20 protein-coding genes and 5 tRNA genes are annotated in these 25,249 nt (G+C 52.5%); 9 read left to right on the forward strand and 16 right to left on the reverse strand.

The features are described 5' to 3' along the window. Positions 1-20: 20 nt before the first annotated feature. The 5 genes from smc (at position 21) to RNAN_RS01675 (ending at position 7,297) form a co-directional block, all read left to right on the forward strand. Positions 21-3,434: a chromosome segregation protein SMC gene (gene smc, locus RNAN_RS01655; RefSeq protein WP_008218090.1), complete on the forward strand. Its 3,414-nt coding sequence runs from the start codon at positions 21-23 to the stop codon at positions 3,432-3,434. Positions 3,435-3,448: 14 nt separating this feature from the next. Further along, a complete protein-coding gene (zipA, locus tag RNAN_RS01660) occupies positions 3,449-4,363 on the forward strand; it encodes a cell division protein ZipA (protein WP_008218091.1) in 915 nt (304 codons plus the stop codon). Between the two features lie 85 nt (positions 4,364-4,448). Continuing rightward, the gene (gene ligA, locus RNAN_RS01665) at positions 4,449-6,491 is read left to right on the forward strand and encodes an NAD-dependent DNA ligase LigA (RefSeq protein ID WP_202802248.1); all 2,043 of its coding nucleotides are present in this window, start codon (positions 4,449-4,451) and stop codon (positions 6,489-6,491) included. Then, positions 6,492-6,827, forward strand: a complete 336-nt coding sequence (locus tag RNAN_RS01670) for a DUF3392 family protein (protein WP_008218093.1) — start codon at positions 6,492-6,494, stop codon at positions 6,825-6,827. It abuts the gene before it with no gap. Continuing rightward, positions 6,824-7,297, forward strand: a complete 474-nt coding sequence (locus tag RNAN_RS01675; protein WP_008218094.1) for a DUF2919 family protein — start codon at positions 6,824-6,826, stop codon at positions 7,295-7,297. Before RNAN_RS01670 ends, RNAN_RS01675 begins: the two co-directional genes overlap by 4 nt. Here the strand turns inward: RNAN_RS01675 and RNAN_RS01680 are convergent. From RNAN_RS01680 to RNAN_RS01705, 6 genes are all read right to left on the reverse strand, one after another. Beyond that, positions 7,294-8,916: a response regulator gene (locus RNAN_RS01680; protein ID WP_008218095.1), complete on the reverse strand. Its 1,623-nt coding sequence runs from the start codon at positions 8,914-8,916 to the stop codon at positions 7,294-7,296. The genes RNAN_RS01675 and RNAN_RS01680 overlap by 4 nt on opposite strands. Positions 8,917-9,105: 189 nt before the next feature. Then, positions 9,106-9,181, reverse strand: a tRNA-Val gene (locus RNAN_RS01685). A gap of 117 nt (positions 9,182-9,298) precedes the next feature. Beyond that, positions 9,299-9,374, reverse strand: a tRNA-Val gene (locus RNAN_RS01690). Positions 9,375-9,491: 117 nt separating this feature from the next. After that, positions 9,492-9,567: transfer RNA gene (locus tag RNAN_RS01695), tRNA-Val, on the reverse strand. Between the two features lie 117 nt (positions 9,568-9,684). Beyond that, positions 9,685-9,760 (reverse strand) — tRNA-Val (locus RNAN_RS01700). 36 nt (positions 9,761-9,796) lie between these two features. Continuing rightward, positions 9,797-9,872: transfer RNA gene (locus tag RNAN_RS01705), tRNA-Val, on the reverse strand. Between the two features lie 200 nt (positions 9,873-10,072). On the opposite strand from RNAN_RS01705, the gene gltX reads away from it, so the two are divergent. Both gltX and RNAN_RS01715 read left to right on the forward strand, forming a co-directional pair. Then, on the forward strand, positions 10,073-11,482 hold the full coding sequence (gene gltX, locus RNAN_RS01710) for a glutamate--tRNA ligase (RefSeq protein WP_008218106.1): 1,410 nt from the start codon (positions 10,073-10,075) through the stop codon (positions 11,480-11,482). Positions 11,483-11,651: 169 nt separating this feature from the next. Next, positions 11,652-12,449 carry a DUF481 domain-containing protein gene (locus RNAN_RS01715; RefSeq protein WP_008218107.1) on the forward strand — a complete coding sequence of 266 codons (798 nt, stop codon included), beginning with the start codon at positions 11,652-11,654 and terminating at the stop codon, positions 12,447-12,449. 30 nt (positions 12,450-12,479) lie between these two features. Here RNAN_RS01715 and RNAN_RS01720 read toward each other — a convergent pair whose 3' ends face one another. Beyond that, positions 12,480-13,469: a 2-hydroxyacid dehydrogenase gene (locus tag RNAN_RS01720; RefSeq protein WP_008218108.1), complete on the reverse strand. Its 990-nt coding sequence runs from the start codon at positions 13,467-13,469 to the stop codon at positions 12,480-12,482. A gap of 70 nt (positions 13,470-13,539) precedes the next feature. Next, positions 13,540-14,019 carry a glutathione peroxidase gene (locus tag RNAN_RS01725; protein ID WP_008218109.1) on the reverse strand — a complete coding sequence of 160 codons (480 nt, stop codon included), beginning with the start codon at positions 14,017-14,019 and terminating at the stop codon, positions 13,540-13,542. An 86-nt stretch (positions 14,020-14,105) separates the two neighbouring features. On the opposite strand from RNAN_RS01725, the gene RNAN_RS01730 reads away from it, so the two are divergent. Beyond that, positions 14,106-14,987 (forward strand): NAD(P)-dependent oxidoreductase, encoded by an 882-nt coding sequence (locus tag RNAN_RS01730; RefSeq protein WP_040551444.1) that lies wholly within the window; start codon positions 14,106-14,108, stop codon positions 14,985-14,987. 46 nt (positions 14,988-15,033) lie between these two features. Here the strand turns inward: RNAN_RS01730 and RNAN_RS01735 are convergent, their stop codons facing one another. From RNAN_RS01735 to RNAN_RS01770, 8 genes are all read right to left on the reverse strand, one after another. Continuing rightward, entirely contained in the window at positions 15,034-15,693 is a 660-nt protein-coding gene (locus RNAN_RS01735; protein ID WP_008218111.1) for a CoA transferase subunit B, read from the reverse strand. 10 nt (positions 15,694-15,703) lie between these two features. Beyond that, the gene (locus RNAN_RS01740; RefSeq protein WP_008218119.1) at positions 15,704-16,405 is read right to left on the reverse strand and encodes a CoA transferase subunit A; all 702 of its coding nucleotides are present in this window, start codon (positions 16,403-16,405) and stop codon (positions 15,704-15,706) included. Positions 16,406-16,426: 21 nt separating this feature from the next. Next, positions 16,427-17,341, reverse strand: coding sequence for a hydroxymethylglutaryl-CoA lyase (locus tag RNAN_RS01745; RefSeq protein WP_008218121.1), 915 nt, complete (start codon positions 17,339-17,341; stop codon positions 16,427-16,429). Further along, positions 17,338-19,323, reverse strand: coding sequence for an acetyl/propionyl/methylcrotonyl-CoA carboxylase subunit alpha (locus tag RNAN_RS01750; RefSeq protein ID WP_008218129.1), 1,986 nt, complete (start codon positions 19,321-19,323; stop codon positions 17,338-17,340). The genes RNAN_RS01745 and RNAN_RS01750 overlap by 4 nt, the downstream gene beginning before the upstream one ends. Next, complete coding sequence (locus tag RNAN_RS01755; protein ID WP_008218131.1) at positions 19,323-20,123, reverse strand: enoyl-CoA hydratase/isomerase family protein; 801 nt, start codon at positions 20,121-20,123, stop codon at positions 19,323-19,325. Before RNAN_RS01755 ends, RNAN_RS01750 begins: the two co-directional genes overlap by 1 nt. A 12-nt stretch (positions 20,124-20,135) precedes the next feature. Beyond that, positions 20,136-21,743 (reverse strand): carboxyl transferase domain-containing protein, encoded by a 1,608-nt coding sequence (locus tag RNAN_RS01760; protein WP_040551446.1) that lies wholly within the window; start codon positions 21,741-21,743, stop codon positions 20,136-20,138. Positions 21,744-22,135: 392 nt separating this feature from the next. Beyond that, positions 22,136-23,305 carry an isovaleryl-CoA dehydrogenase gene (locus RNAN_RS01765; RefSeq protein ID WP_008218136.1) on the reverse strand — a complete coding sequence of 390 codons (1,170 nt, stop codon included), beginning with the start codon at positions 23,303-23,305 and terminating at the stop codon, positions 22,136-22,138. 29 nt (positions 23,306-23,334) lie between these two features. After that, positions 23,335-23,739: a MerR family transcriptional regulator gene (locus tag RNAN_RS01770; protein WP_008218143.1), complete on the reverse strand. Its 405-nt coding sequence runs from the start codon at positions 23,737-23,739 to the stop codon at positions 23,335-23,337. A 264-nt stretch (positions 23,740-24,003) separates the two neighbouring features. On the opposite strand from RNAN_RS01770, the gene RNAN_RS01775 reads away from it, so the two are divergent. After that, positions 24,004-25,185 (forward strand): thiolase family protein, encoded by a 1,182-nt coding sequence (locus RNAN_RS01775; RefSeq protein WP_008218151.1) that lies wholly within the window; start codon positions 24,004-24,006, stop codon positions 25,183-25,185. Positions 25,186-25,249: the final 64 nt, after the last annotated feature.

Below are 25,249 nucleotides of genomic sequence, written 5' to 3' on the forward strand. Positions count from 1 at the left end.
ATAAGAACTGTATTGCTTAAATGCGCTTAAAACAGATCAAACTGTCGGGCTTTAAATCTTTTGTCGACAGTACCAGCGTGCCTTTTCCACAGCAGATGACGGCTGTGGTGGGCCCCAATGGTTGCGGTAAATCGAACGTGATTGACGCGGTGCGTTGGGTGCTGGGTGAAAGTTCAGCTAAGAACCTGCGTGGCGATGCGATGACCGACGTTATTTTTAACGGCTCGGCGCAGCGTAAGCCGGTGTCGCAAGCTTCAGTTGAGCTGGTGTTTGAAAACACTGAAGGCCGTCTGGCCGGCGGTCTGGCCGACCGCAGTGAAATTTCCATTAAACGTATCGTCACCCGCGATGCGCAGTCACTATATTTCCTCAACGGCAGCAAGTGCCGCCGTCGTGACATCACCGATATTTTCCTCGGTACCGGCCTTGGGCCGCGCAGCTATGCCATTATCGAGCAGGGCATGATTTCAAGGCTGATAGAGTCTAAGCCGCAGGAGCTTAGAGTTTTTATTGAAGAAGCGGCCGGGATTTCCAAGTACAAAGAGCGGCGGCGCGAGACAGAAAACCGTATTAAGCACACGCGTGAAAATTTAGATCGCTTAGCCGATGTGCGCGAAGAGCTGGGTAAAAACATTGATAAACTTAAACGCCAGGCCAGCGCGGCGCAGCGTTATAAAGAGCTAAAAGCCCAAGAGCGCAGATTAAAAGCCGAAGTTACCGCCATTAAATGGTTGCAGTTTAACAGCCGCTACACTGAGCTGGAGCAGCAGCTGAGTAAACAGCAAACCGAGCTGGAAAAATACCAGTCGCAGGAGCTGGGCGATCAGCGGGTGCTGTTAGAGCTTAAACAACAAGCACAAGAAACCCGCGCGCAGTTAGAGCAGGCGCAAAGCCGCTTTTATCAACTAGGCGCCACCATCAGCCGGCTGGAGCAACAAATACTGCACCAGCGGCAACAGCAGCAAACGCTCAGTACGCAACTGTCGCAGGCACAGCATAGTTTAAATCAGGCGCAGGACTATATTGCCGCCGAGCAGGCGCAGCAGCAAGAGCTTGAGCAACAGCTGGCCGACGATGAGCCAAGGCTTGAGATCATGCAGCAGCAGGTAGACGAGCTGGCCTTTACCCTACAGCAACTGGAAGACGAGCAGCAGCAACAGCAACAGGCATTGATGCAGTGGCAACAGCAGCAATTTCGTTTGCAGCAGCAACAGCAGCAATATCAGCTGCAGTTGCAGCATGAGCAGCAGCAAGACGGGCAGCAGCAGGCTGCGCTAATGCACATAGAGCAGGAAATTGACCAGTTGGCGCTTAAACCGCTGGAGCAAAAGCTGCAGCAATTAACGGCTGAATTAACCTCGTGTACTGCTAAGGTTAGCGCGCAGCAACAACTGCTGGCAGAGCGGCAACAGCAACTGGCAGAGCAAGAAAAGCGCACGCAATCCGCGTTAAGCCAATGGCAGCAGGCCAGCACCGAGCTGCAATTACTGCAGCGCGAGCAGGCGCAGTTAGCGCGCCAGCAACAGCAGCAGGCCACTGAGCAGCAACAATTATTACAGCAATTACAGGTTAAACCGGGCTGGGCGGCCAGTGTCGCCCTGGTGCTGGGCCAGCTACAGCATGCCAGTGTGAATACCAGCCTTAGCGATACGGCTATCAGCGAAGTGTTTGCCAGGCCGCAGCCGCGCCAGGCCGGTAGCCTGGCAGAGCAAATAGCAGAGGGGCTGTATCCGGATTATTTTAATCAGATTTTATGTGCTCAAAGCGTGACGGCTGCCCGTGAGCAGCTAAGCAGTTTAACTGCCGGCCAATCAGTTATTACCGCAGACGGCTATTGGCTGGGTAGCAACTGGGCGATACTGGCCGGTAGCAGCAACGCCGACAGCTATTTGCTGCGTGCCGAGCGCTTACAGGCACTGACAGCCGAGCTTGATAGCGCTCAGCAACATCTGACGGAACTGGATACCGCCTGTCAGGCGCAGCAACAGCAACTTGACGTATTACAACAGCAACAACGCGAGCAGCAAGCGGTATTACAACAGCTGCAGCAGCAACAGCAGCAGGCTCAAACGGCTAAATTGCTGTCAGAGCAAGAGTTGCAGCAGGCGCAAAAGCTGTTGCAAAAATTACAGGCCGAGCTTAACGACAAAACCCTGCAGCAGGCGCAGCGCCAGGAGCGCATTGAGCAGTTGCAACTAGCGTTAGAGCAAAGCGTTGAGCAACTGCTTAACCATGAAGCGGCGCAGTATGATTTAACCAGTCATAGCAGCGCCGCACAGCAACAATTGCAGCAGGTTAAACAGCGCTTTGAGCAGCAGCGAAGCAGCCAGCAGCAGTTAATTATGCAGCATAAAATGGCACAGCAGCAGCTGCAAACCCTTAGCCAAAACCTGAACCGCAGCCGCCAGCAGCAGCAACAACTGCAGGAGCAGGTAAGCCAGCTGGAGGCCAAGCTGCAACAAGATGACGAGCCTGAGCTGCTGTTACAGGAGCAGCTGCAGGACAATTTATTACAGCGTGAAGAGGCTGAGCAGGCGTTAATCAGCCAGCAGGATCTGCTGGCTAACCTGGAGCAGCAAATCCGTCAGTTAGAGCAAGGCCAGCAGGGTATCGTGCAGCTACTGAACAAAAAGCGCAATGAGCTGTCAGAACTGCGACTAGATGCTGAAGGTTACCGGGTGCGCGCCAACAATATGCTGGAGCTGCTGCGCGAACAGCAAGCCAGCATGAAAGAGTTGCTGGAAAGCTTACCGGCGGATGCCGACGAGACGCTATGGCAGCAGCAACTGGATAAGACCACCGATGCTATCGGCCGGCTGGGGCCAATTAACCTGGCGGCGATTGAAGAGTACGAGCAGCAGGCTGAGCGTAAGCTGTATTTAGACGCGCAGAATGATGATTTAATGGCGGCGATGGACACGCTGGAAACAGCCATCCGTAAAATTGATAAAGAAACCCGGCAGAAATTTAAAGACACCTTTGAGCAGGTAAACGATGGCTTAAAAACCTTGTTCCCGAAAGTGTTTGGCGGCGGCAGTGCTTATTTGGAGCTGACCGAGGATGATTTGCTGGAAACCGGGGTCACCATCATGGCCAGACCGCCGGGCAAAAAAAACAGCACAATACATTTATTATCGGGTGGTGAAAAAGCGCTGACGGCCTTATCATTGGTGTTTTCGATATTCCGGCTTAACCCGGCACCGTTTTGTATGCTGGATGAAGTGGATGCACCGCTGGATGACGCTAACGTAGGACGTTTTTGTAACCTGGTACGGGAAATGTCAGAAACGGTGCAATTTATTTATATCAGTCATAATAAGATAGCCATGGAAATGGCCGCACAGTTGATGGGTGTGACCATGCAGGAACCGGGTGTGTCGCGGGTCGTCGCTGTCGATGTAGACGATGCTGTTAAAATGGCAGCAGCCTCTTAATTTAGGGTAGCCTTATGGTAAATGAGTTACGTTTGGTATTAATTATTTTAGGTGCACTGGTGTTAGGCGCCCTGCTATTGCATGGCCTTTGGACAGTGCGCAAAAATGCCGGTCAGCCGCGCCACCGTTACCTGGACGAGAGCAGCGAGCACGCGGAAGAAAAAGCCGAAGGCTTCGACGAGCTGGGTGTAGGGCCGGTACGGGTCATTAAAAAAGCCGGTGGCGACAGTAGCACAGCAGAGAAACCTGCCTCGCCCCTGCAGGCGAAAAAGCCGCAGTTTAAATACAATACGCAGGCAAAACCTGCCGTAAGCGCTAAGCCTGTTGCCGAAATACAAAACGAGTTGCCGTTTGATGAGCCGAAAGAGCCGCAGCTGAATTTTAGTGCTTTAACCGATGACGAGCTACAGCAGGACGCTTTTGCTGAACCCTCTGCAGAGCACTCAACAGACTCAGCGCATGACAGCGACCAGGACCATGAAGCAGCAACCACGCCTGAGCCTGCAGAAGTACTGATCCTCTATGTGCTGCTGGCGGAAAATAAAGAAATGAAGGGGCCAGAGCTGTTATCAGCGCTGCTGACGCTGGGCTTTAAATATGGTGATATGGACATTTTTCACCGCCATCAGGACAGTGCCGGCTCAGGCGCGGTGCTGTTTAGTCTGGCCAATATGTTTAACCCCGGCACCTTTGACCTGGAAAACATTGACAAGCTAAGCACCCGCGGTGTCAGCCTGTTTATGACGCTGCCCGGGCCGGGTGAGCCACTGCAAAACTTTAACCTGATGCACAACGCGGCGAAAAAGCTGGCAGAAGAGTTTGGTGGTCAGGTGTTGGATGGCCAGCGCAGCGTATTAACGGTGCAAACTGTGCGCCATTACGTGGATAAGATCCGTGAGTTTCAGCGCCAGCAGCTGATCCACGGTTAACGGCGAAATTCTCAGCAGACACAACGGCAGGCAGTAGTCCTGCCGTTTTTGTTATGGCAAACTCAGGCGTTATTTTGCTACGGGCATAGATGCTATGGATCAGGTTTTATTGCAACAACTGCAGCAGCTGCGTCAGCAGCTGGAAGATTACAGTTATCAGTATTATGTGCTGGATAAACCCACTGTACCCGATGCCGAGTACGACCGGCTTTACCGCGAATTGCAACAGCTTGAGCAGCTGCATCCTGAACTGATAAGCCCGGACTCACCGACGCAGCGGGTAGGGGCGGCGCCGCTGACAAAATTTGGCCAGGTAAGCCACAGCATACCCATGCTGTCACTGGATAACGCCTTTGATGATACCGAATTTACCGCCTTTTGTAAGCGCATGGCTGACCGGCTGGATAGCAGCCAGGACTTTAGCTTTTGCTGCGAGCCTAAATTAGATGGCCTGGCAGTCAGTATCCGCTACGAAAACGGTGTGCTGGTGCAGGCCGCCACCCGGGGTGATGGCTACACCGGCGAAGACATCACCAGCAATATTAAAACCATCCGTGCAGTGCCGTTAAAATTAAAAGGTGATGCGCTGCCTGTGGTGCTTGAAGTGCGCGGTGAGGTATTTATGCCACTTGCCGGCTTTAATGCCATGAATGACAAGGCGCGTGCAGCAGGTGAAAAAGTGTTTGCCAACCCGCGTAATGCCGCAGCCGGTAGCTTGCGCCAACTGGATCCGAAAATTACCGCTCAGCGTCCGCTGATGTTTTATGCCTATGCGGTAGGGCTGGTAGAAGATCCTGCCGCATTGCTGGACAGTAACAGCCATTATCAGCGGCTTATGCAGTTAAAAGCCTGGGGCTTGCCGGTATGTCCGGAAATCCGCTTGGTTGAAGGCGCTCAGGCTGCGCTGGGTTATTATCAGGATATTCTTAAGCGCCGTAGTCAACTGGCCTATGAAATTGACGGTGTGGTAATCAAGGTGTCGGATTTAGCCCAGCAGCAGGCGCTGGGCTTTGTGGCGCGGGCGCCGCGTTGGGCTATTGCCTTTAAATTTCCGGCGCAGGAAATGCTGACGACTTTACTGGATGTAGAGTTTCAGGTGGGCCGTACCGGCGCTATTACGCCGGTAGCCCGGCTTGAGCCGGTGGTGGTCGGTGGCGTAACCGTCAGCAACGCCACCTTGCATAACCAGGACGAGATAGACCGGCTGGGCATTAAAATTGGCGACGCTGTTATCGTGCGCCGCGCCGGCGATGTGATCCCGCAGATTGTCTCAGTGGTAGTGGAGCAGCGCCCAGCAAATACGCGCGATATTGTGTTTCCGCTACAGTGCCCGGTGTGTCGCTCGGCGGTTGAGCGGGTAACAGGTGAGGCCGTGGCCCGTTGTAGCGGGGGCTTGTTCTGCGCTGCCCAGCTAAAAGAGTCGATAAAACACTTTGTTTCGCGCAAAGCCATGGATATAGAGGGCCTGGGCGACAAGCTGGTTGAGCAGCTGGTTGAGCAGCAATTGGTAAAAACCCCGGCTGACATTTATCAGCTGGATATGGCGGCACTGGTGGGGCTGGAGCGGATGGCGGAGAAGTCAGCACTGAAGCTGCTTAACGCTATTGCACAGTCAAAAAACACGACGCTGGCGCGTTTTATTTATGCGCTGGGCATTCGTGAAGTGGGCGAGGCGACCGCACTTAATCTGGCTAATCATTTTGCCTCGCTGCAGGCATTGCAGCAGGCAACGCTTGAGCAGTTACTGGAAGTGGCCGATGTCGGCGCTGTGGTGGCAGAGCATGTCAGCGGCTTTTTTGCCGAAGCGCATAATCAAGATGTGATCAGCGCGCTGCTGGCCGCCGGTATTCACTGGCCTGACATTGTAAAACAAGCGGCGACTGAGCAGCCTCTGGCCGGGCAAACACTGGTGCTTACCGGCACCTTAACCAGCATGGGGCGCGATGAGGCTAAAGCCGGCTTACAGCGGCTGGGCGCCAAGGTGTCTGGCTCAGTGTCAGCGAAAACCCACGCTGTTATTGCCGGAGATAATGCCGGCTCTAAGCTGGCTAAAGCCACTGAGCTTAATGTGCCGGTGTGGAGCGAACAGCAAATGTTAGATCTGTTTACGCAGTATGGAGTGAGCTAGATGCCTGATTTTCTCTATCAGCTGTTATTGGACTGGGGCGCGTTGTTTCGCCCTTATGTGCGTGATATTGCGCTGGCGCTGGTCGCTACGGCGTTGGTGGTGTTTGGCGATAACATTAACGCCTTTGTACGCCGCCAGACGCTGACGCTGCATTTTATCTGGCGTACGCTGATATTTATCCTGTTGTGTGCTTTTGGCTATGGTGCACTGACCATTTTCTTAACGCCGCTGGTAGCGGCACAACTGGCAAAACTAACCAACCTGTGGCTGCCCTGGATCACGCTGGCCATTTTTATTATGTTGGCGCTGCTGGCACAGCGTAAACGGCAGCTATGAGCCCGCCACCGCTGTGGCCGGTGCTGGATGACTACGGCCTGCATAAGGTACCGCTGCGCTTATACTGGCTGTTATTGTTATTGCTAAGGCCCTACATTTGCTGGGTATTGGTACTGACAATGCCACAGGGCAAGCAGGATCTGCTGGCGCTGTTTTATCCAAAACAGGCTGACTTTGTGCTGGCCTGCGCGGTGGCTGCGCCGTTATTGCTGCTGTTGGCAGCCCTGAGCCAACGCAAACCCAACGGCTATAAGCCGTGGCGTTATATCTGGCGTCTTGCGTTGCCGCTGTTGTTTTTGGTTACTGCAGCTGATTTAGTCATCACCCTTAGCCAGCTGCCAGCCGATGTGATGCTGGATGCGCCCTGGCGTATTATCACGCCCTTGTTGTTGCTGCTTAGCCTGCTGTGGTTGGTACGTTCGCGCACCTTGCGTCAGGTGTTTGCCGAATGGCCCGACAGTAACAGTTAAGCCAGTTTAGTTAAGTACTTTTGTTTTAGCTGCTGGTAACGCTGTAGCTGTTCGGTCTTCAGTTTGCTGTTTTCAATCAGCTGTTGGCACTGCTGTAACAGCTGTTGTTGCTGCGGTGCCGGGCACAGCGGCCTGGGTGAGGTGAGCAGGGTTTGCCACAGGTTAAGCGCTATACCGGCATTTTTTGGCATCACCTGCCAGGCCAGCATAAAAGCGGAAAAAGCTTCCTGCCAGTTACCATGCTGGTATAAATGTACGGCGTTGTTATTTAACTCACGTGGCCCATGCGCCATCGCTGCGCGTTCTTGCTGCTCCTGTTGTAAGTATTGTGCCAGCATCGGCTCTGGCTGTTGCGCAGCGCAATAGCTGCTGATCCGGCTGAACAGCGCTTTGGACGCCTCGGTTAACCCCACTTCATGCAGGGCCTTGGCTTTATCCAGCGCATCTTCCAAAGAGTGAATATCGTCATCGCTGCTAAGTTCGGCCAGCAACTGCCGGGCTTTATCACGCTGATCCTGTAGATATAATAATCTGGCCTGTAGCACCTGCAGCGCCTGCTCTGAAGCCGGTGGTGAGAATTGCCGCTGGGCGGTATTAAGCGACAAGGTGGCCTGGCGGTTTAAGCGGATTTGCTGCTCGCTATCTTCGCTACTGAGCGCAAAGTCGATGCTGGCACGGGCCAGGTTCAGGTATAAATCGCTTTGCTCATAAATAGAGTGGCGGGCAAATTTCACCATGTCACGGGCAGCGCGGTACTGGGTTTCGTAGTCGTGGTTGAGCCGCGACAGCTGCAGCAGTTTTTGTTGGCGTAGTAAATTGCGTGGCGCTATGTTGGCTGCTGTCAGAATATGCTGCTGTGCCTGTTGATAATGCTGCTGACGAAACTCCAGCTCTGTTAAACAGTCCAGCGCAAATAAGCGTGTTTCGCTGCGCGCTAGCATCTGCTCCAGCTCGCTAAAGGCGTCCTGCTCTTGCTGCAGGGCCAGCAAACAGCGCACCTTACCAATGCGCGCCCAGCCAAACGGCTGAATATGCAGCATGGCGCGAAAGAACGTCAGGCCGGTGTTGTAATCTTGTTGCTGCAGTAAAATATCGCCTTTTACTTTTAGTAGCAGCGGATACAGCTTATGCAGCTCGGGCTGTGTCAGTTGTTGATCCAGCAATCGCAACGCTTTGTCGTACAGTTGCAGGTCCAGCAGCTCATACACTGGCCGTAATTGTTGTTTGCGGCTGAGCACCCGTTCAATGCGTTGTTGTAAATCACGGATCACGAAGGGTTTGGCTAAGAACTCATCCGGCTGCAGTTCCAACACACTGTGTACCAGAGCAGGATCAGTATCGGCGCTGATAAAAATTAACCCGCAGCTGAGCTTTTGCAGACCGGTACTTTTAAGTTCATCAAACAACTGATAGCCGTCTTTGCCCTGAGGCAGGTTATAGGCACAGATAATCAGATCAAACGCATTTTGTTTACACAGGTTTAGTGCCGTCTGAGCGCGGTCAGCATAGCTGATATTCTGATAATTCAGCTGCTCCAGCGCATAGCGTAAATAGCTTTGGCTCAGGCTTTGATCATCAATAATTAGAATACGTTCATCACGTTTAACAGCGGGATCCATAATAGCAAAGCAAACCGGCAAGCAAAGTCTGGTTTTACTATAGCAACTTTATAGCAACAAGTAACAGGCGTAATGGCGTGTTGTATCGGAATAAAATTAGGAAATTTGGTGGATTGTACTGGGTTCGAACCAGTGACAACCGTCTCGTCGTAAAGAGTGGGCGGTGCTTTTCTTTGATAATCAGAGAATTGGTGGATTGTACTGGGTTCGAACCAGTGACCCCCGCCTTGTAAGGGCGGTGCTCTCCCAGCTGAGCTAACAATCCATGGGATATCAATTTGTAACCAAACTATTTTAAGATTGGTGGATTGTACTGGGGTGGTGCCAGTGACAACCGTTTTGTCATGAAGAGCGGGCGGTGCTTCTCATGATAAACCCCAAGTGGTGGATTGTACTGGGTTCGAACCAGTGACCCCCGCCTTGTAAGGGCGGTGCTCTCCCAGCTGAGCTAACAATCCATGGGATATCAATTTGTAACCAAACTATTTTAAGATTGGTGGATTGTACTGGGGTGGTGCCAGTGACAACCGTTTTGTCATGAAGAGCGGGCGGTGCTTCTCATGATAAACCCCAAGTGGTGGATTGTACTGGGTTCGAACCAGTGACCCCCGCCTTGTAAGGGCGGTGCTCTCCCAGCTGAGCTAACAATCCATGGGATATCAATTTGTAACCAAACTATTTTAAGATTGGTGGATTGTACTGGGGTGGTGCCAGTGACAACCGTTTTGTCATGAAGAGCGGGCGGTGCTTCTCATGATAAACCCCAAGTGGTGGATTGTACTGGGTTCGAACCAGTGACCCCCGCCTTGTAAGGGCGGTGCTCTCCCAGCTGAGCTAACAATCCATGGGATATCAATTTGTAATCAAACTATTTTAAGATTGGTGGATTGTACTGGGTTCGAACCAGTGACCCCCGCCTTGTAAGGGCGGTGCTCTCCCAGCTGAGCTAACAATCCACGCTGTTTGATGGCGCTCATTATAGGGAGCATGTTTTAGCTGTCAACATTAATTTGTCAATCAGGGTTTGCTTGCTGTAAAAGTAGACATTCTGCCTCCGCTGCCGGTAAAAAGCCGCTGCCTGGCCCCACCATAGCGGGTGCATCCGTTAAGCAGCATTGTTACAATAAGCACAATTTTGCACAGTGATGGATAAATTATGTCTCTTGTTACCCGTTTTGCTCCAAGCCCAACCGGCTATTTACATGTTGGTGGTGCCCGTACGGCGTTATTCAGTTGGTTATACGCGCGCAAACATGGCGGAAAATTTATTCTGCGCATTGAAGATACCGATTTAGAGCGTTCAACGCAGGAGTCGGTAGATGCTATTTTAGAAGGCATGCAGTGGTTAGGGCTGGACCATGACGAAGGCCCGTATTACCAAACCAAACGTTTTGATTTATATAAAGAAGTAGTGGCGCAGCTTTTGGCAGAGGGTAAAGCCTATAAATGCTTTTGCACGGTAGAAGAGGTTGAGGCCATGCGCGAGGCGCAAATGGCGGCCGGTGAAAAACCACGTTATAACGGTATGTGGCGCGACCGTACCGACCATCCAACCGATAAGCCTTTTGTTATCCGCTTTAAAAACCCGCAGGATGGCGTGGTAGTGATTGACGATATGATTAAAGGCCGTATTGAGATTGCCAATGCGGAACTGGACGATTTGGTCATCGCCCGCAGTGACGGCACACCCACCTACAACCTGACGGTGGTGGTAGATGACTGGAAAATGGGCATTACCCATGTTATCCGGGGTGATGACCATGTTAATAACACGCCACGGCAGATGAATATCCTGGCGGCGCTGGGGGCAGACATTCCCAAGTATGCCCATGTGCCGATGATTTTAGGCGATGATGGTAAGCGTTTATCTAAGCGCCACGGCGCCGTGGGCGTTATGCAGTACCGCGACAATGGCTTTTTGCCAGAAGCACTGCTGAATTATTTAGTGCGTTTAGGGTGGTCACATGGCGATCAGGAAATTTTCAGCAAAGACGAGCTGGTGCAGCTGTTCGATTTAGATAGCTGTAACCGCGCGCCTTCAGCCTTTAACACCGACAAACTGATTTGGTTAAACCAGCACTATATGAAAACCCTGCCGCCGGAGCAGGTGGCAAAGCAGTTAGAGTGGCACATAGCTGCGCAGCAGCTGGATATCAGCCAGGGCCCGGCGCTGACTGAGCTGGTAAAAGCCCAGGCTGAACGGGTTAAAACGCTAAAAGAGCTGGTGGAAGTAAGCCGCTATTTTTACGAAGACTTTAGCGAATTTGACGCTGAAGCAGCGAAGAAACACCTACGCCCGGTGGCGCTGGAGCCATTGCAGGCAGTGCAAGCCAATTTAGCGGCGTTAGCTGACTGGTCACAAGAGGCTGTGCATCAGGTGATTAACGCCACTGCCGAGCAGTTAGGTGTAGGCATGGGCAAAATTGGTATGCCGCTTCGGGTGGCGGTAACCGGTGGCGGTAACTCGCCGGCGCTGGATATTACGCTGTCACTGATTGGTAAAGCGCGCAGTCTGGCGCGGCTTAACCATGCCATTGAGTTTGTAAAGCAGCGTAGCAGCGAGTAATCGCGCTGCTGCTTTCGTTGAATGGTGCAGATCCTCAGCTCAGCGCCGCTGGGCTGAGGCAATAAACTTGATACAATTAAGCGGCGAGTCAGCCAGGGAACAAATAATAACAAGCCGGAGGCATTATCACTCATGGGTAAACCGTTAACAGGAGTCAAACAACGATACAATGCATGTTTCTATAATCGGTGTCGGTATCGCACTGATGTTAGGCTTGTTTGGGGTACAAGCGTCAGAAACAGCCAGTCTGCCAGACAGTGAAGAGCCGCTGCAGCCAATCGGCTTTTTCGGCACTGTTACCGGCGATGTTGAACTGGGGTTTTTGTTAACATCGGGCAATACAGATGCTTTTGCTATTCGTGCTAACAGCGAGCTGGTGCACGAGCTGGAGTATTTTCGTAACCGCTATCAGCTACAGAGTTTATTGCAAAAAAGCAATATTACCGATGGTAGCAGCGGTGAGCAGAGTCGTGTCACCACGGCCAGCCGTTACAGTTTTACCGGCCAGAGTAACTACAAGTTAGTCACTGGCCGCGAGTCGGTATTCGCCCGTGGCGCTTATGCTTACGACAAGTTTGGTGCTTTTACGCAGCAAGCATCGTTAGCGGTGGGCTACGGTAACCGGATTTACGAGCGGCGCACCAATTACCTGGACTTAGAGACCGGCCCCGGTTTTGCCCAGCAGGAAAGTGCAGCCGGCAATCAGCGTAGTGGTGCTATCTGGTTTTTAGCGGCCAATCTGGATTACAAGCTGTGGGACAACAGTAGCTTCCGCCAGAGCCTGGAGAGTGCCGTGTCGCTGGATGGGGAAAACTCGACCCTGCTCAGCCGCAGCAGCCTGACCGCTAAAGTGGCTGATAAACTGTCGATGCGCTTTAATTTTGTCGTGCGCTATAACTCGAGGCCCGAGGCCAACCTGCGTGAAACCGATACCGAAACCTCAGCGTCTTTGGTATACACCTTTTAAGCAGCTGCGGGCGTCTGGCGGCGCCCCGCTTTAATTCACCAGCTCGTTACCGGTGGTGGTATTGCTGGCAAACGCTAATAAGTTATCACTGGTCACCTGGCTGATTTCCTGCAATGCTTCGCGGGTAAAAAACGCCTGATGGCCGGTAATCAACACGTTAGGGAAGGTGAGCAGCCGTTTGAAGACGTCATCATCGATGACCTGCTCTGACAGATTTTCAAAAAACAGATCGGCTTCCTGTTCATACACATCCAGCCCCAGATAACCAATTTTACGGCTTTTTAAGCCGTTTATTACGGCCTTGCTGTCCAGCAGTGCACCACGGCTGGTGTTAATCAACATCACACCATCTTTCATTGCATTAATACTGTGTTGGTTGATCAGGTATTTGGTGTCTGGTGTTAACGGGCAATGCAGGCTGATAATGTCACTTTGCGCATAAAGCTCGTCAAGGCCGACATAACGGCCGCCAAGTTCAGTGATGGCTGGGTTGGCGACAATATCGTGACACAATAACCGGCAGCCAAAGCCCTGTAGTATGCGGGCGGTTGCCAAACCAATACGGCCGGTTCCAATTAGCCCTACTGTTTTGCCAAACAGGTTAAAACCCAACAGTCCGTCCAGCGCAAAATTGTCATCGCGCACTCTGTTATAGGCTTTATGCAGTTTACGGTTTAAGCACAGCATCATGCCGATGGTGTGCTCGGCGACCGCTTCGGGTGAGTAAGCCGGTACTCTGGCCACGCGAATGCCCAGCGCTTTAGCGGCATTGAGGTCGACATTATTAAAACCGGCGCAGCGCAGCGCCACCATTTCAATGCCCAGCTCTGACAGTTGCTGTAACACGGCAGCATTTAGCTCATCATTAACAAACACGCAGACCGCATGGCAGCCGGCAGCCAGCCGGGTGCTATCGGCGGTTAAGCGGCTGTCGATATAAATAAAGTGCAGGCTGCTATCAGCCCATTGGCTAAAACCATCACGGTCATACTTCTTCGCACTAAAAACGGCAACTTTCATGGTTTATCCTCCATCATATGCCGTTTAGCTTAGCGGACTTTACTGTGTGATAGTTAGCGCTGGATCAAAGTTACAGCAATTCTTCAATGGCACTGGCGATGGCTGTTGGCTTGGTACGCGGCGCGTAGCGCTTTACCACATCGCCATCTTTATTCACCAGAAACTTGGTAAAGTTCCATTTTATGGCGCGGGTTTTCATTAATCCGCGGGCACTGTCTTTTAAGTGCTCAAACAGTGGTGAGGCCTCCGGGCCATTGACCTGTAACTTGGCCATTACCGGAAAACTTAACCCATAATTTATCTGACAAAACTGCTGAATGTCGCTGTCAGAGCCGGGCTCCTGACCACCAAACTGATTACACGGAAATGCCAGGATCACCAGGCCCTTGGCATGATACTGCTGATAGAGCTGCTCTAACTCTTTATATTGCGGGGTAAAACCGCATTTACTGGCGGTATTAACAATAAGCACCACCTTGCCACGGTATTGGCTTAAATCTACCTCATTACCGGCAGCGTCTTTCACCTTAAACTGATGTACATTCGCCATGCTGCTTCCTTATTTAAATGCTTTTCATTGTGTGCGGAACTTTGTAAGCTTTGCGCCACAGTATGTCACAGATTTAAGTCATTAATATGTCAAATCAAGGTAATAACAAGGTCGCTTTTATCGGCTTGGGGGTAATGGGTTATCCAATGGCCGGATATCTGCAGCAAAAGGGCTATCAGGTTACCGTATATAACCGCACCAGTAGCAAAGCGGAAAAATGGGCGGCGCAATATGGTGGCAGTTTTGCCACGACGCCTGCAGCAGCAGCGCAGGGCGCCGCGTTGGTCTTTATGTGTGTGGGTAACGATAATGATGTGCGCTCGGTGGTATATAACGAGCAGGGCGTGCTGGCAGCGATGGCGCCGGGCAGCGTGTTAATTGACCACACGACTGCCTCAGCAGAACTAGCGCGCGAGCTTGCTGTTGCAGCCAGCGCAAAAGGTGTCGGCTTTTTAGATGCACCGGTATCGGGGGGGCAGGCCGGTGCTGAAAATGGTGTGTTAACGGTGATGATTGGCGGCGAGCCGGCTGATATGCAAAAAGCTGAAACCGCCATTATGAGTTTTGCCCGCTGCGCGAAATTGCTTGGGCCTGCAGGCTCGGGCCAACTGGCGAAGATGGTAAACCAGATTTGTATTGCCGGTGTGGTGCAAGGCCTGGCCGAAGCGCTGAATTTTGCCCAGAACGCCGGGTTAGATGCCGCCGCTGTGGTTGAGGTGATTTCACAAGGCGCGGCGTCGTCCTGGCAGATGCAAAACCGCTCGCTCACCATGCTGGACGGCAAATACGATTTTGGTTTTGCGGTAGATTGGATGCGTAAAGACTTAGGCATAGCGCTGAACGAAGCACGGCAAAACGGCAGCCATTTACCGCTAACAGCGCTGGTGGATCAATTCTATAGCGAAGTGCAGCAGATGGGCGGCGGCCGCTGGGACACCTCCAGCCTGCTGGCCAGATTAAAGCGTTAAGCGTCATAGCAAAAGAAAAGGCGCCGCGGCGCCTTTTTTGCTGTGTTTAGTTAAACACCATCTCCGGCACATCACCGTTGATTACCAGTTTACCGGCCGTTTTCTGCTGAATTTCTTCAACCGAAATACCCGGCGCGCGCTCGAGCAGGTGGAAGGCGCCGTTACGTACTTCCAGCACGGCTAAATCGGTAACGATTTTCTTCACGCAGCCTACGCCGGTAAGCGGCAGGGTGCAGTCGGTTAGCAGCTTGCTGTTGCCGTATTTGTCGGCGTGGGTCATGGTAACCACGATATTCTGCGCGCCGGCGACTAAATCCATCGCGCCGCCCATACCTTTTACCAGTTTGCCCGGGATCATCCAGCTGGCGATATTACCGTTTTGGTCGACTTCAAAGGCACCTAATACGGTTAAATCGACATGGCCGCCGCGGATCATGGCAAAGCTTTCCGCCGAGCTGAAAATCGCCGCGCCTTTAATGGCGGTCACAGTTTCTTTGCCGGCGTTAATCATATCGGCATCAATTTCATCTTCTGTCGGGTAGGGGCCCATGCCGAGCAAACCGTTTTCGGATTGCAGCATTACTTCTATACCGGCCGGCACATAGTTAGCCACCAGGGTAGGAATGCCGATACCTAAGTTAACGTAGTAACCGTCTTGCAGCTCCTGCGCCACGCGCATGGCAACCTGTTCACGAGATAAAGCCATTGTTGCCTCCTTAACCTTGACGGACCATACGACGTTCAATGCGTTTTTCAAAGTTGCCTTTGATCACGCGCTGTACGTAAATACCCGGGGTGTGAATTTGTGACGGCTCCAGCTCACCCGGCTCGACAATTTCTTCCACTTCTGCCACGGTAATTTTACCGGCGGTGGCCGCCATCGGGTTGAAGTTCATTGAGGTATGGCGAAACACCAGGTTGCCGTAACGGTCTGCTTTCCAGGCGCGCACTATGGCAAAATCACCGGTGATAGATTCTTCCAGCACATAGTTGCGGCCGTTAATTTCGCGGGTTTCTTTGCCTTCAGCTACCGGTGTACCGTAACCGGTGGCAGTGAAAAACGCCGGTATGCCAGCACCGCCGGCACGCATTTTCTCCGCCAGGGTGCCTTGTGGTGTTAATTCCACTTCCAGCTCGCCGCTGAGCAGTTGTTTTTCAAACAGCGCATTTTCACCCACGTAAGAGGCAACCATTTTTTTGATTTGCCGATCTTCGAGCAAAATACCCAAACCAAAGCCATCTACACCGCAGTTGTTTGATACTACGGTGAGATCTTTAGTTTGCATTTTTTTGATCTGGGCAATTAAGCCTTCCGGAATACCGCATAAGCCAAAGCCACCGGCAATAACGGTCATACCGTCCTGCAGGCCTGCCATGGCGTCTTCGTAGCTATGTACGACTTTATTAAACCCTGCCATTTTAAATCCTCTACGCGCTTTTTAACTGTTAGTTTGCGTGCACTTGGCCTTTAGCGCCAATCCTACTTTAGAACTAGGCTGCTTTCCCATCTTATCGGTAATAAACCAGCCGGCTTTGGCCAGCGCCGTTAAATCGATGCCGTGCGAAATGCCAAGGCCGTTCAGTAAATACACCACATCTTCAGTGGCAACATTGCCTGACGCACCGGCAGCGTAAGGGCAGCCGCCAAGGCCGGCCACGGCGCTGTCAATCACTGCTATACCGCGGTTTAGCGCCACGTAAATATTGGTTAACGCCTGGCCATAAGTATCGTGAAAATGCACCGCCAGCTTCTCCACCGGCACCATGGAAAGGACCGCATCGAGCATCGCATTCACTTTATCCGGTGTGCCAACGCCTATGGTATCGCCCAGCGAAATTTCGTAGCAGCCCATCTCCAGCAGCGCTTTAGCGACCAATGCTACTTCGGTAGGGGCAACATCACCCTGATAGGGGCAGCCGACCACGCAGGACACATAGCCGCGCACTTTAATACCGTCGGCTTTGGCGGCTTCGACCACAGGCGCAAAGCGTTCCAGGCTCTCGGCGATGCTGCAGTTAATGTTTTTCTGACTGAAGGCTTCTGATGCCGCACCAAAAATCGCTACTTCAGTGGCACCGGCGGCTTTGGCGGCTGCATAGCCTTTTAAGTTCGGCGTTAGCGCCGCATAGGTAACACCGGCTTTGCGGCTGATACCGGCAAACACCTCTGAAGAGTCCGCCATTTGCGGCACCCATTTGGGGGAAACAAAGGCGCCGCTTTCAATATAGCTGTGGCCGGCGGCGCTTAGCATATCAATCAGCGCGATTTTATCGGCGGTAGCCACGGCAGCTTCGTTTTGCAGGCCATCACGCGGGCCGACTTCAACAAGGCGTACTTGCTTTGGCAAACTCATGCTTCCTCCGGGGTAAAATCCACCAGCTCGGCGCCGTCTTTTACCAGATCGCCGGCGGCATAAAACACAGCATTTACCACGCCGTTTTTCGGCGCCTTTATGCTGTATTCCATCTTCATCGCTTCCATTATCACCAGCGTATCACCGGCTTTTACCGTTGTGCCGGCTTTGGCCATTACTGCGACGATAGTGCCGTTCATTGGTGCGGTTAAACTGCCGGCATGTTCGGCGCCATCAACCTCGGCGGCCACTTCGGTCTGGTAGATAAAGTCGTAACGCTGATGCTTAATAAACACGCTGATGGTGTGCTGATGCTGGCTTACCCGCACCTTGGTACGGTGATCGCCAAGCACCGCGCTTAGCTCGTCGCCATTCAGCTCGGCCGTGCAGCAAAGCTGCTGGCCTGCCACGTCAATCACATAATGCTGCTGCAGCTGCTGTACTTTTAATACCGAGTTTTGCTCGCCATGTTGCAGGCTGATCTCAACCGTTGGCATCTCGTTAATGCGCCAGCCGTGGCTGAACTGCCAGGGGCTAAAGCTGTTACAGGAAGCTTGCGGTGCTTTTTGCTGCTGCAGTATAAACAGCGCAGCCAGTACCAGCGCCTGATTGTTTTCTTTATTGGCCGGCGCAAAAAGGCTTTGCTGATGTTTATTAATAAAGTTGGTATCAAGCTCGGCCGCTTTAAAGGCCGGGTGCTCGGTTAAGCTGGTGAGAAAGCTTAAGTTAGTGGTAACACCGGCAATACGGTAATCATCCAGTGCACGTAACATGCGGGCAATAGCACGGTCGCGGCTTTCATCCCAGACAATCAGTTTGGCGATCATCGGATCATAAAACGGCGAGACTTCATCGTTTTCCACCACACCGGTATCCACGCGTACATGGCGGTTGGCTTCCGGCTGGCGCAAATAGGTCAGTTTACCGGTTTGCGGCAGGAAGTCGTTATCCGGATCTTCGGCATACACCCGCACTTCAATAGCGTGGCCATCCAGTTGAATATCATCCTGCGCCAGTGGCAGTGCTTCGCCGGCGGCGACTAACAGCTGCCATTTTACTAAGTCCTGGCCGGTGATCATCTCGGTAACCGGGTGCTCTACCTGCAGCCGGGTGTTCATTTCCATAAAGTAGAAAGAGCCGTCTTCGTCGAATAAAAACTCCACGGTACCGGCGCCGCGATAATCAATGGCTTTGGCCGCTTTTACCGCCGCTTCACCCATGGCTTGGCGCTGTGCGCTGCTAAAGTTTGGCGCCGGCGCTTCTTCAATCACTTTTTGGTGGCGGCGCTGTATCGAGCAGTCGCGCTCGGCCAGATATACCGCATTGCCGTGGTTATCGGCAAACACCTGAATTTCAATGTGCCGCGGCTTGGTTAAATAGCGCTCAATCAGCATCTTGTCATTGCCAAAACCGGCTTTGGCTTCACGCCGCGCACTGGCTAAGGCATCGGCAAACTCTTCGGCTTTCCACACCACGCGCATACCTTTGCCACCACCACCGTAGGCGGCTTTTAACAGCTGCGGGTAACCAATACGCGCTGATTCGGCTTTAAGTAAGTCATCGGACTGATCATCACCATGATAACCCGGTACCAGCGGCACGCCGGCTTTAGCCATGATCTCTTTGGCGGCGCTTTTTGAGCCCATCGCCGTAATAGCACCTACCGGTGGGCCGATAAACACTACGCCGGCTTCCTCACAGGCTTTGGCAAAGCTTTCATTTTCCGATAAAAAGCCGTAGCCGGGGTGAATGGCTTCGGCACCGCTTTGTTTGGCGATGGCGATAATTTTGTCACTGCGCAGGTAAGAGTCTTTGCTTGGCGCCGGGCCTAATAAATAAGCTTCATCGGCCATGCGCACATGGCGGGCATTGGCGTCGGCTTCAGAATACACGGCCACGCAGCGGATACCGAGCTTATGGGCGGTGTCGATAACGCGGCAGGCAATTTCGCCGCGGTTAGCTATTAATATTTTGCGAAACATTATGCGTCTTCCTTGCCAAGCCAGGCCGGTTTACGTTTTTCGAGGAATGCCGTTAAGCCTTCCTGACCTTCTGGCGATACCCGAATTTCAGCAATCGCCTGCTCGGTATGAGCAATCACATTGTTACTGATCTTACGGTTATAAATATTATGAATAAGCGCTTTGGCAGCGGTCATGGCGGCGGGGCTGTTTTGCAGCATAGTATTAATCAGGGTTTCAGCCACATCGCTCATTTCGCCTTCGGTTACTACTTCATGCAGCAGGCCAAGTTTTTTCGCTTTCGGCGCCATAAAGCGCTCGGCGGTTAAAAAATAGCGCCGGCTTTCACGCTCGCCAATGGCGCGCATGACATAGGGGCTTATTACCGCAGGGATCAGGCCAATACGCACTTCGCTTAAACAAAAACTGGCATTTTCTTCGGCGATAGCGATATCGCAACAGGCGACTAAGCCCAGCGCGCCACCAAAGGCCGCACCTTTTACCAGCGCCAGGGTGGGCTTGGGGAATTTGTCCAACCGGTGCATTAGCGTGGCCAGCTCTGCGGCGTCATTTAAATTTTGCTGGTAGTTTTTTTGCGCCATCGAGCGCATCCAGTTTAAGTCGGCACCGGCAGAGAAATTTTTGCCGTTGGCGGTCAGAACCAACAGCCGTACTTTATCGTTATTGGCTAAGTCTTTTAGCACGGCGATAAGCTCGGCGATCATCGCATCGTCAAAGGCGTTATGCACTTCGGGGCGATTCAGCGTTAAGGTGGCTACGCCGCGCGCATCGATATTCACTTGAGTGTAAAGCTGGTTCATGGTTATCCCCCGTTACATCCGGAACACGCCAAAGCGGCTCTCTTCAATCGGTGCATTCAGCGCAGCAGCTAAGGCCAGCCCTACTGTCATCCGGGTTTGTGCCGGGTCAATAATACCGTCATCCCACAAGCGGCCACTGGCATAATACGGGTGGCCCTGCTTTTCATACTGCTCGATAATCGGCTGCTTCAGCGCTTTTTCGGCGTCGCTTGATAAGGTTTCGCCTTTACGCGCCAGGCCATCTTTGGTCACCTGCGCCATTACACCGGCGGCTTGTTCGCCACCCATCACCGAGATACGGGCATTGGGCCACATCCACATCATAGTAGGGTCGTAAGCACGGCCACACATGCCGTAGTTACCGGCGCCGTAGCTGCCGCCAATCAGCACAGTAAATTTCGGCACCTTGGCACAGCTTACTGCCATCACCATTTTGGCACCGTGCTTGGCAATACCCTCGGCTTCATACTTTTTACCGACCATAAAACCAGTAATGTTTTGCAGGAACAGCAGCGGAATTTTGCGCTGGGCACAGAGCTCAATAAAGTGCGCGCCTTTTTGTGCCGATTCTGAGAAAAGTATTCCGTTATTGGCGACAATGCCTACCGGATAGCCGAAAATGCGTGCAAAACCGCACACCAGGGTTGCGCCATAATATTGTTTAAACTCATCAAAATCTGAGCCATCAACAATACGGGCAATCACTTCTTTCACATCAAACGGCTTGCGCAGGTCGGTGCCGACAATGCCGTACAGCTCTTTGGCGTCGTACAGTGGCTCTTGCGCCGGTTTAACGTCCATCGCTTGCGGCGCAGGGCGGTTTAAGCGGCTTACTGCGTTACGGGCCAGTTGCAGCGCATGCTCGTCGTTTAGTGCATAATGGTCGGCCACGCCGGAGATTTTACAGTGCACATCAGCACCACCGAGCTCTTCGGCGGAGACTTCTTCACCGGTAGCGGCTTTAACCAGCGGTGGGCCGGCTAAAAAGATGGTGCCTTGCTCTTTAACGATAATGCTTTCATCGGCCATCGCCGGCACATAAGCGCCACCGGCAGTACAGAGGCCCATTACCACGGCAATTTGCGGTATGCCTTTGGCTGACATATTGGCCTGATTAAAGAAAATACGGCCAAAGTGCAGTTTGTCGGGGAATACCTCATCCTGCCGTGGCAGGTTGGCGCCGCCGGAGTCGACCAGATAAATACAGGGCAGGTGGCAGCGCTCGGCGATTTCCTGGGCGCGTAAATGCTTTTTCACCGTAAGCGGGTAGTAAGTGCCGCCTTTTACCGTAGCGTCATTGGCGACAATCATGCACTCGACACCGCTGACACGGCCGATACCGGCGACCACGCCGGCGCTGGGCACGTAATCGTCGTAGCATTCCCAGCCGGCAAACTGGCCGACTTCTAAAAACGGTGAGCCCGGGTCGAGTAATTTTTGGATGCGGTCACGCACAAACAGCTTACCACGGGCGGTATGGCGGGCAATTAAGGCTTCGCCGCCACCGAGTTTAATTTGCTGTACTTTGCTTTGCAGATCATCCACTACAGCCTGCATGGCAGCAGCGTTTTTTTGGAAGTCCTCAGCGCGAGGATTAATTTTAGAGGTAATTCTGGTCACTTAAGTCACCTTATACCAGAGCTGGTTAGACAAAGCGGAACCGGAACAACTAAGCAGACGATCAAGAGCGAGGATGGGAGATCCGAGCGGGTCTGCGTGTTGTTACGGTGGAAGCTTTGGCCTGCACCGGACTTAGATTCACGGCTTTGCTGCTTTCACACATTTAACACACTCGCCCGTTCGCCGCTCCCCGGCTCACTTTTGATCGCTCGTTTAGTTAAATCTGTTACGCGCTTCGCCTCGTTCAACTTTCTATTTAGTTACGGCTATTTTGGCGGTGCGGAACCGGAACAACTAAGCAGACGATCAAGAGCGAATTTGGGAGAAATTCGCGGGTCTGCGAGTTGTTACGGTGGAAGTAGTCGCTTCCACCCGAGTTTCGCCTTTAAACCTTAGTTTGATTCGGTAAACAATTCCCGGCCAATCAGCATACGGCGGATTTCCGAGGTACCGGCGCCAATTTCGTACAGCTTGGCATCGCGCAGTAAGCGCCCGGTAGGGTACTCGTTAATGTAGCCGTTGCCGCCCAGCAGCTGAATCGCATCCAGCGCCATCCTGGTCGCCAGCTCCGCCGAATACAGAATAACCGCTGCCGCATCTTTACGTGTGGTTTCGCCGCGATCACAGGCTTTAGCTACAGTGTAAACGTAAGATTTCGCCGCATTCATCTGGGTATACATATCGGCCAGTTTACCCTGTACCAGTTGGAACTCACCGATAGACTGGCCAAACTGTTTACGGTCGTGAATATACGGCACTACCACGTCCATACAGGCCTGCATAATGCCAAGCGGGCCGGCGGATAACACCACACGCTCGTAATCCAGGCCGCTCATTAATACCTTAACGCCGCCGCCAACCTGGCCTAAGACGTTCTCTTCTGGTACTTCGCAGTCTTCAAACACCAGCTCACAGGTGTTTGAACCGCGCATACCCAGTTTGTCCAGCTTCTGCGCTGTGCTAAAGCCTTTAAAACCACGCTCAACAATAAAAGCGGTAATGCCTTTGCTGCCGGCATTAATATCGGTTTTGGCATAGATCACATAGGTATGCGCATCCGGGCCGTTGGTGATCCACATTTTATTGCCGTTTAAAATGTACTTGTCGCCTTTTTTCTCGGCACGCAGCTTCATGCTGACCACGTCTGAACCGGCGTTCGGCTCACTCATCGCCAGAGCGCCGATATGCTCGCCGGAGCACAGCTTGGGCAGATATTTCATCTTCTGTGCTTCGCTGCCGTTGCGGAAAATCTGGTTTACGCACAGGTTAGAATGGGCACCGTAAGACAAGCCAACCGAGGCCGAGGCGCGGCTGATCTCTTCCAGCGCCACCACGTGTTCTAAATAACCTAAGCCTGAGCCGCCGTATTTTTCATCGACGGTAATGCCCAGCAGGCCTAAATCACCGAATTTACGCCACAAATCATTTGGGAACTCATTTTTTTCGTCAATATGGGCGGCACGCGGGGCAATTTCTTCGCGGGCAAAGGCATTAACCTGCTCGCGGATCATATCTACCGTTTCGCCTAAATCGAAATTAAGCCCTTTATAACTGCTAATCATGGTTATCCCCGTTTGCTATGTCTTACCGCTTAAGCGGTTTTATGTTGTTTGGCGTCGGCTAAGGTATCGCGGCAACGTTTTTCTACCGTTACCAGCTCCATCAGCACCACTTTGATATCGTCCATCTGCTGATGCAGCTCGGCTTTTTTCAGCTCAATCAGCTTCAGCATGGTATTTAACTGAGTGACGCTGCTTTTATCAGCGTCATATAATTCGAACAGCTGACCGGTTTCGGCCAGGCTGAAACCCAAGCGCTTACCGCGTAAGATCAGTTTTAATCTTACGCGGTCGCGCTTGCTGTAAATGCGGGTTTGCCCGCTGCGTAGTGGCGTGATCAGCCCCTGATCTTCATAAAAGCGGATACTACGGGTAGTAATATCAAACTCTTTGGCCAGTTCGCTGATACTGTAGGTTTTTTCTTCTTTTTCTGTCATAAACGCCATCCCCGAAAACGCAGTCAATATAAGTGAAGTTTACGTAAAGGTAAAGCTGATGGCCGGCTGCCTAATCGGGCAACCGCGCGTTTTTGCCCGCTTTGTAAAGCAAAAATGCCAGTTGCTGCTGGTCAGACTGTACACTTTGCTGAACCAAAAGCGGCGTACACTACCATAGTGTTAGTGGGTTGACGTTGGCGTAAACGTAAATTTGGTGTAGGCTCTGGGGCAACTTTTTAGCCGACCGCTTCTGGGGAGAATATTATGGCTACCGACAATATTGTTATCGTTGCTGCAAAACGTACCGCTATGGGCGGCTTTATGGGCGGCTTAGCGGATGTAGACGCCACCGTGCTGGGTGCCACCGCCATCAAAGCGGCGCTGGAGCAGGCCGGTGTAAGCGGCGATAAGGTCAGCGAAGTGATTATGGGCAACGTGCTGCCGGCGGGCTTGGGCCAGGCTCCGGCGCGTCAGGCCACATTAAAAGCCGGTTTACCACTTACCGCCGGCGCCACCACCATTAATAAAGTCTGTGGTTCTGGCTTAAAAGCGGTAATGCTGGCCAGCGATTTACTCAAAGCCGGTAGCGCCGATGTGGTGGTGGCCGGTGGTATGGAGTCGATGAGTAACGCGCCGTACCTGCTGGATAAAGCCCGCAGCGGTTACCGTATGGGCCATGGTCAGATTAAAGATCATATGATGTTAGACGGCCTGGAAAATGCCTATGACGGCAAAGCCATGGGCTGTTTCGCCCAAGGCACTGCTGATGAAAAAGGCATTACCCGTGAGCAGATGGATGCCTTTGCCGTGCAATCGTTAACCCGTGCCCAGCAGGCGATAAGCTCAGGTGCCTTTGAAGGTGAAATCACCCCGGTCACCTTTCAGACCCGTAAAGGTGAAGTGACCTTTAACGTTGACGAGCAACCGGGCAATGCCAAAGTAGATAAAATCCCAACCCTGCGCCCGGCCTTTGCTAAAGACGGTACGATCACAGCCGCCAACTCCAGCTCAATTTCAGATGGTGCAGCCGCGCTGATATTAATGCGCGAGTCTGATGCCAAAGCGCAGGGCGCTAAGCCATTAGCACGGGTGGTTGCCCATGCGACGAATTCGATGGAACCGGCACTGTTTACCGTAGCCCCGGTTGGCGCCATGCAAAAAGTACTGCAAAAAGCCGGCTGGGATAAGCAGCAGGTAGACCTGTGGGAGATTAACGAAGCCTTTGCCATGGTCACTATGCTGGCCATTAACGAACTGGGCTTAGATAGCGCCAAAGTAAACGTCAACGGCGGTGCTTGTGCGCTGGGCCATCCTATCGGTGCCTCAGGTGCGCGTATTCTGGTGACGCTAATTCATGCGCTACGTAATCGTGGTTTAAGCAAAGGCGTTGCCTCGCTGTGTATCGGTGGCGGTGAAGCCGTCGCGCTGGCGGTAGAAGTTTTATAAAACACATATTAACCGCCAGCAGCATTTAATTACTAAACATACAACCAGCTGGCGGCATACCCAA

The organism is Rheinheimera nanhaiensis E407-8 (genome assembly GCF_000296695.1).
Lineage (GTDB): Bacteria > Pseudomonadota > Gammaproteobacteria > Enterobacterales > Alteromonadaceae > Alishewanella > Alishewanella nanhaiensis.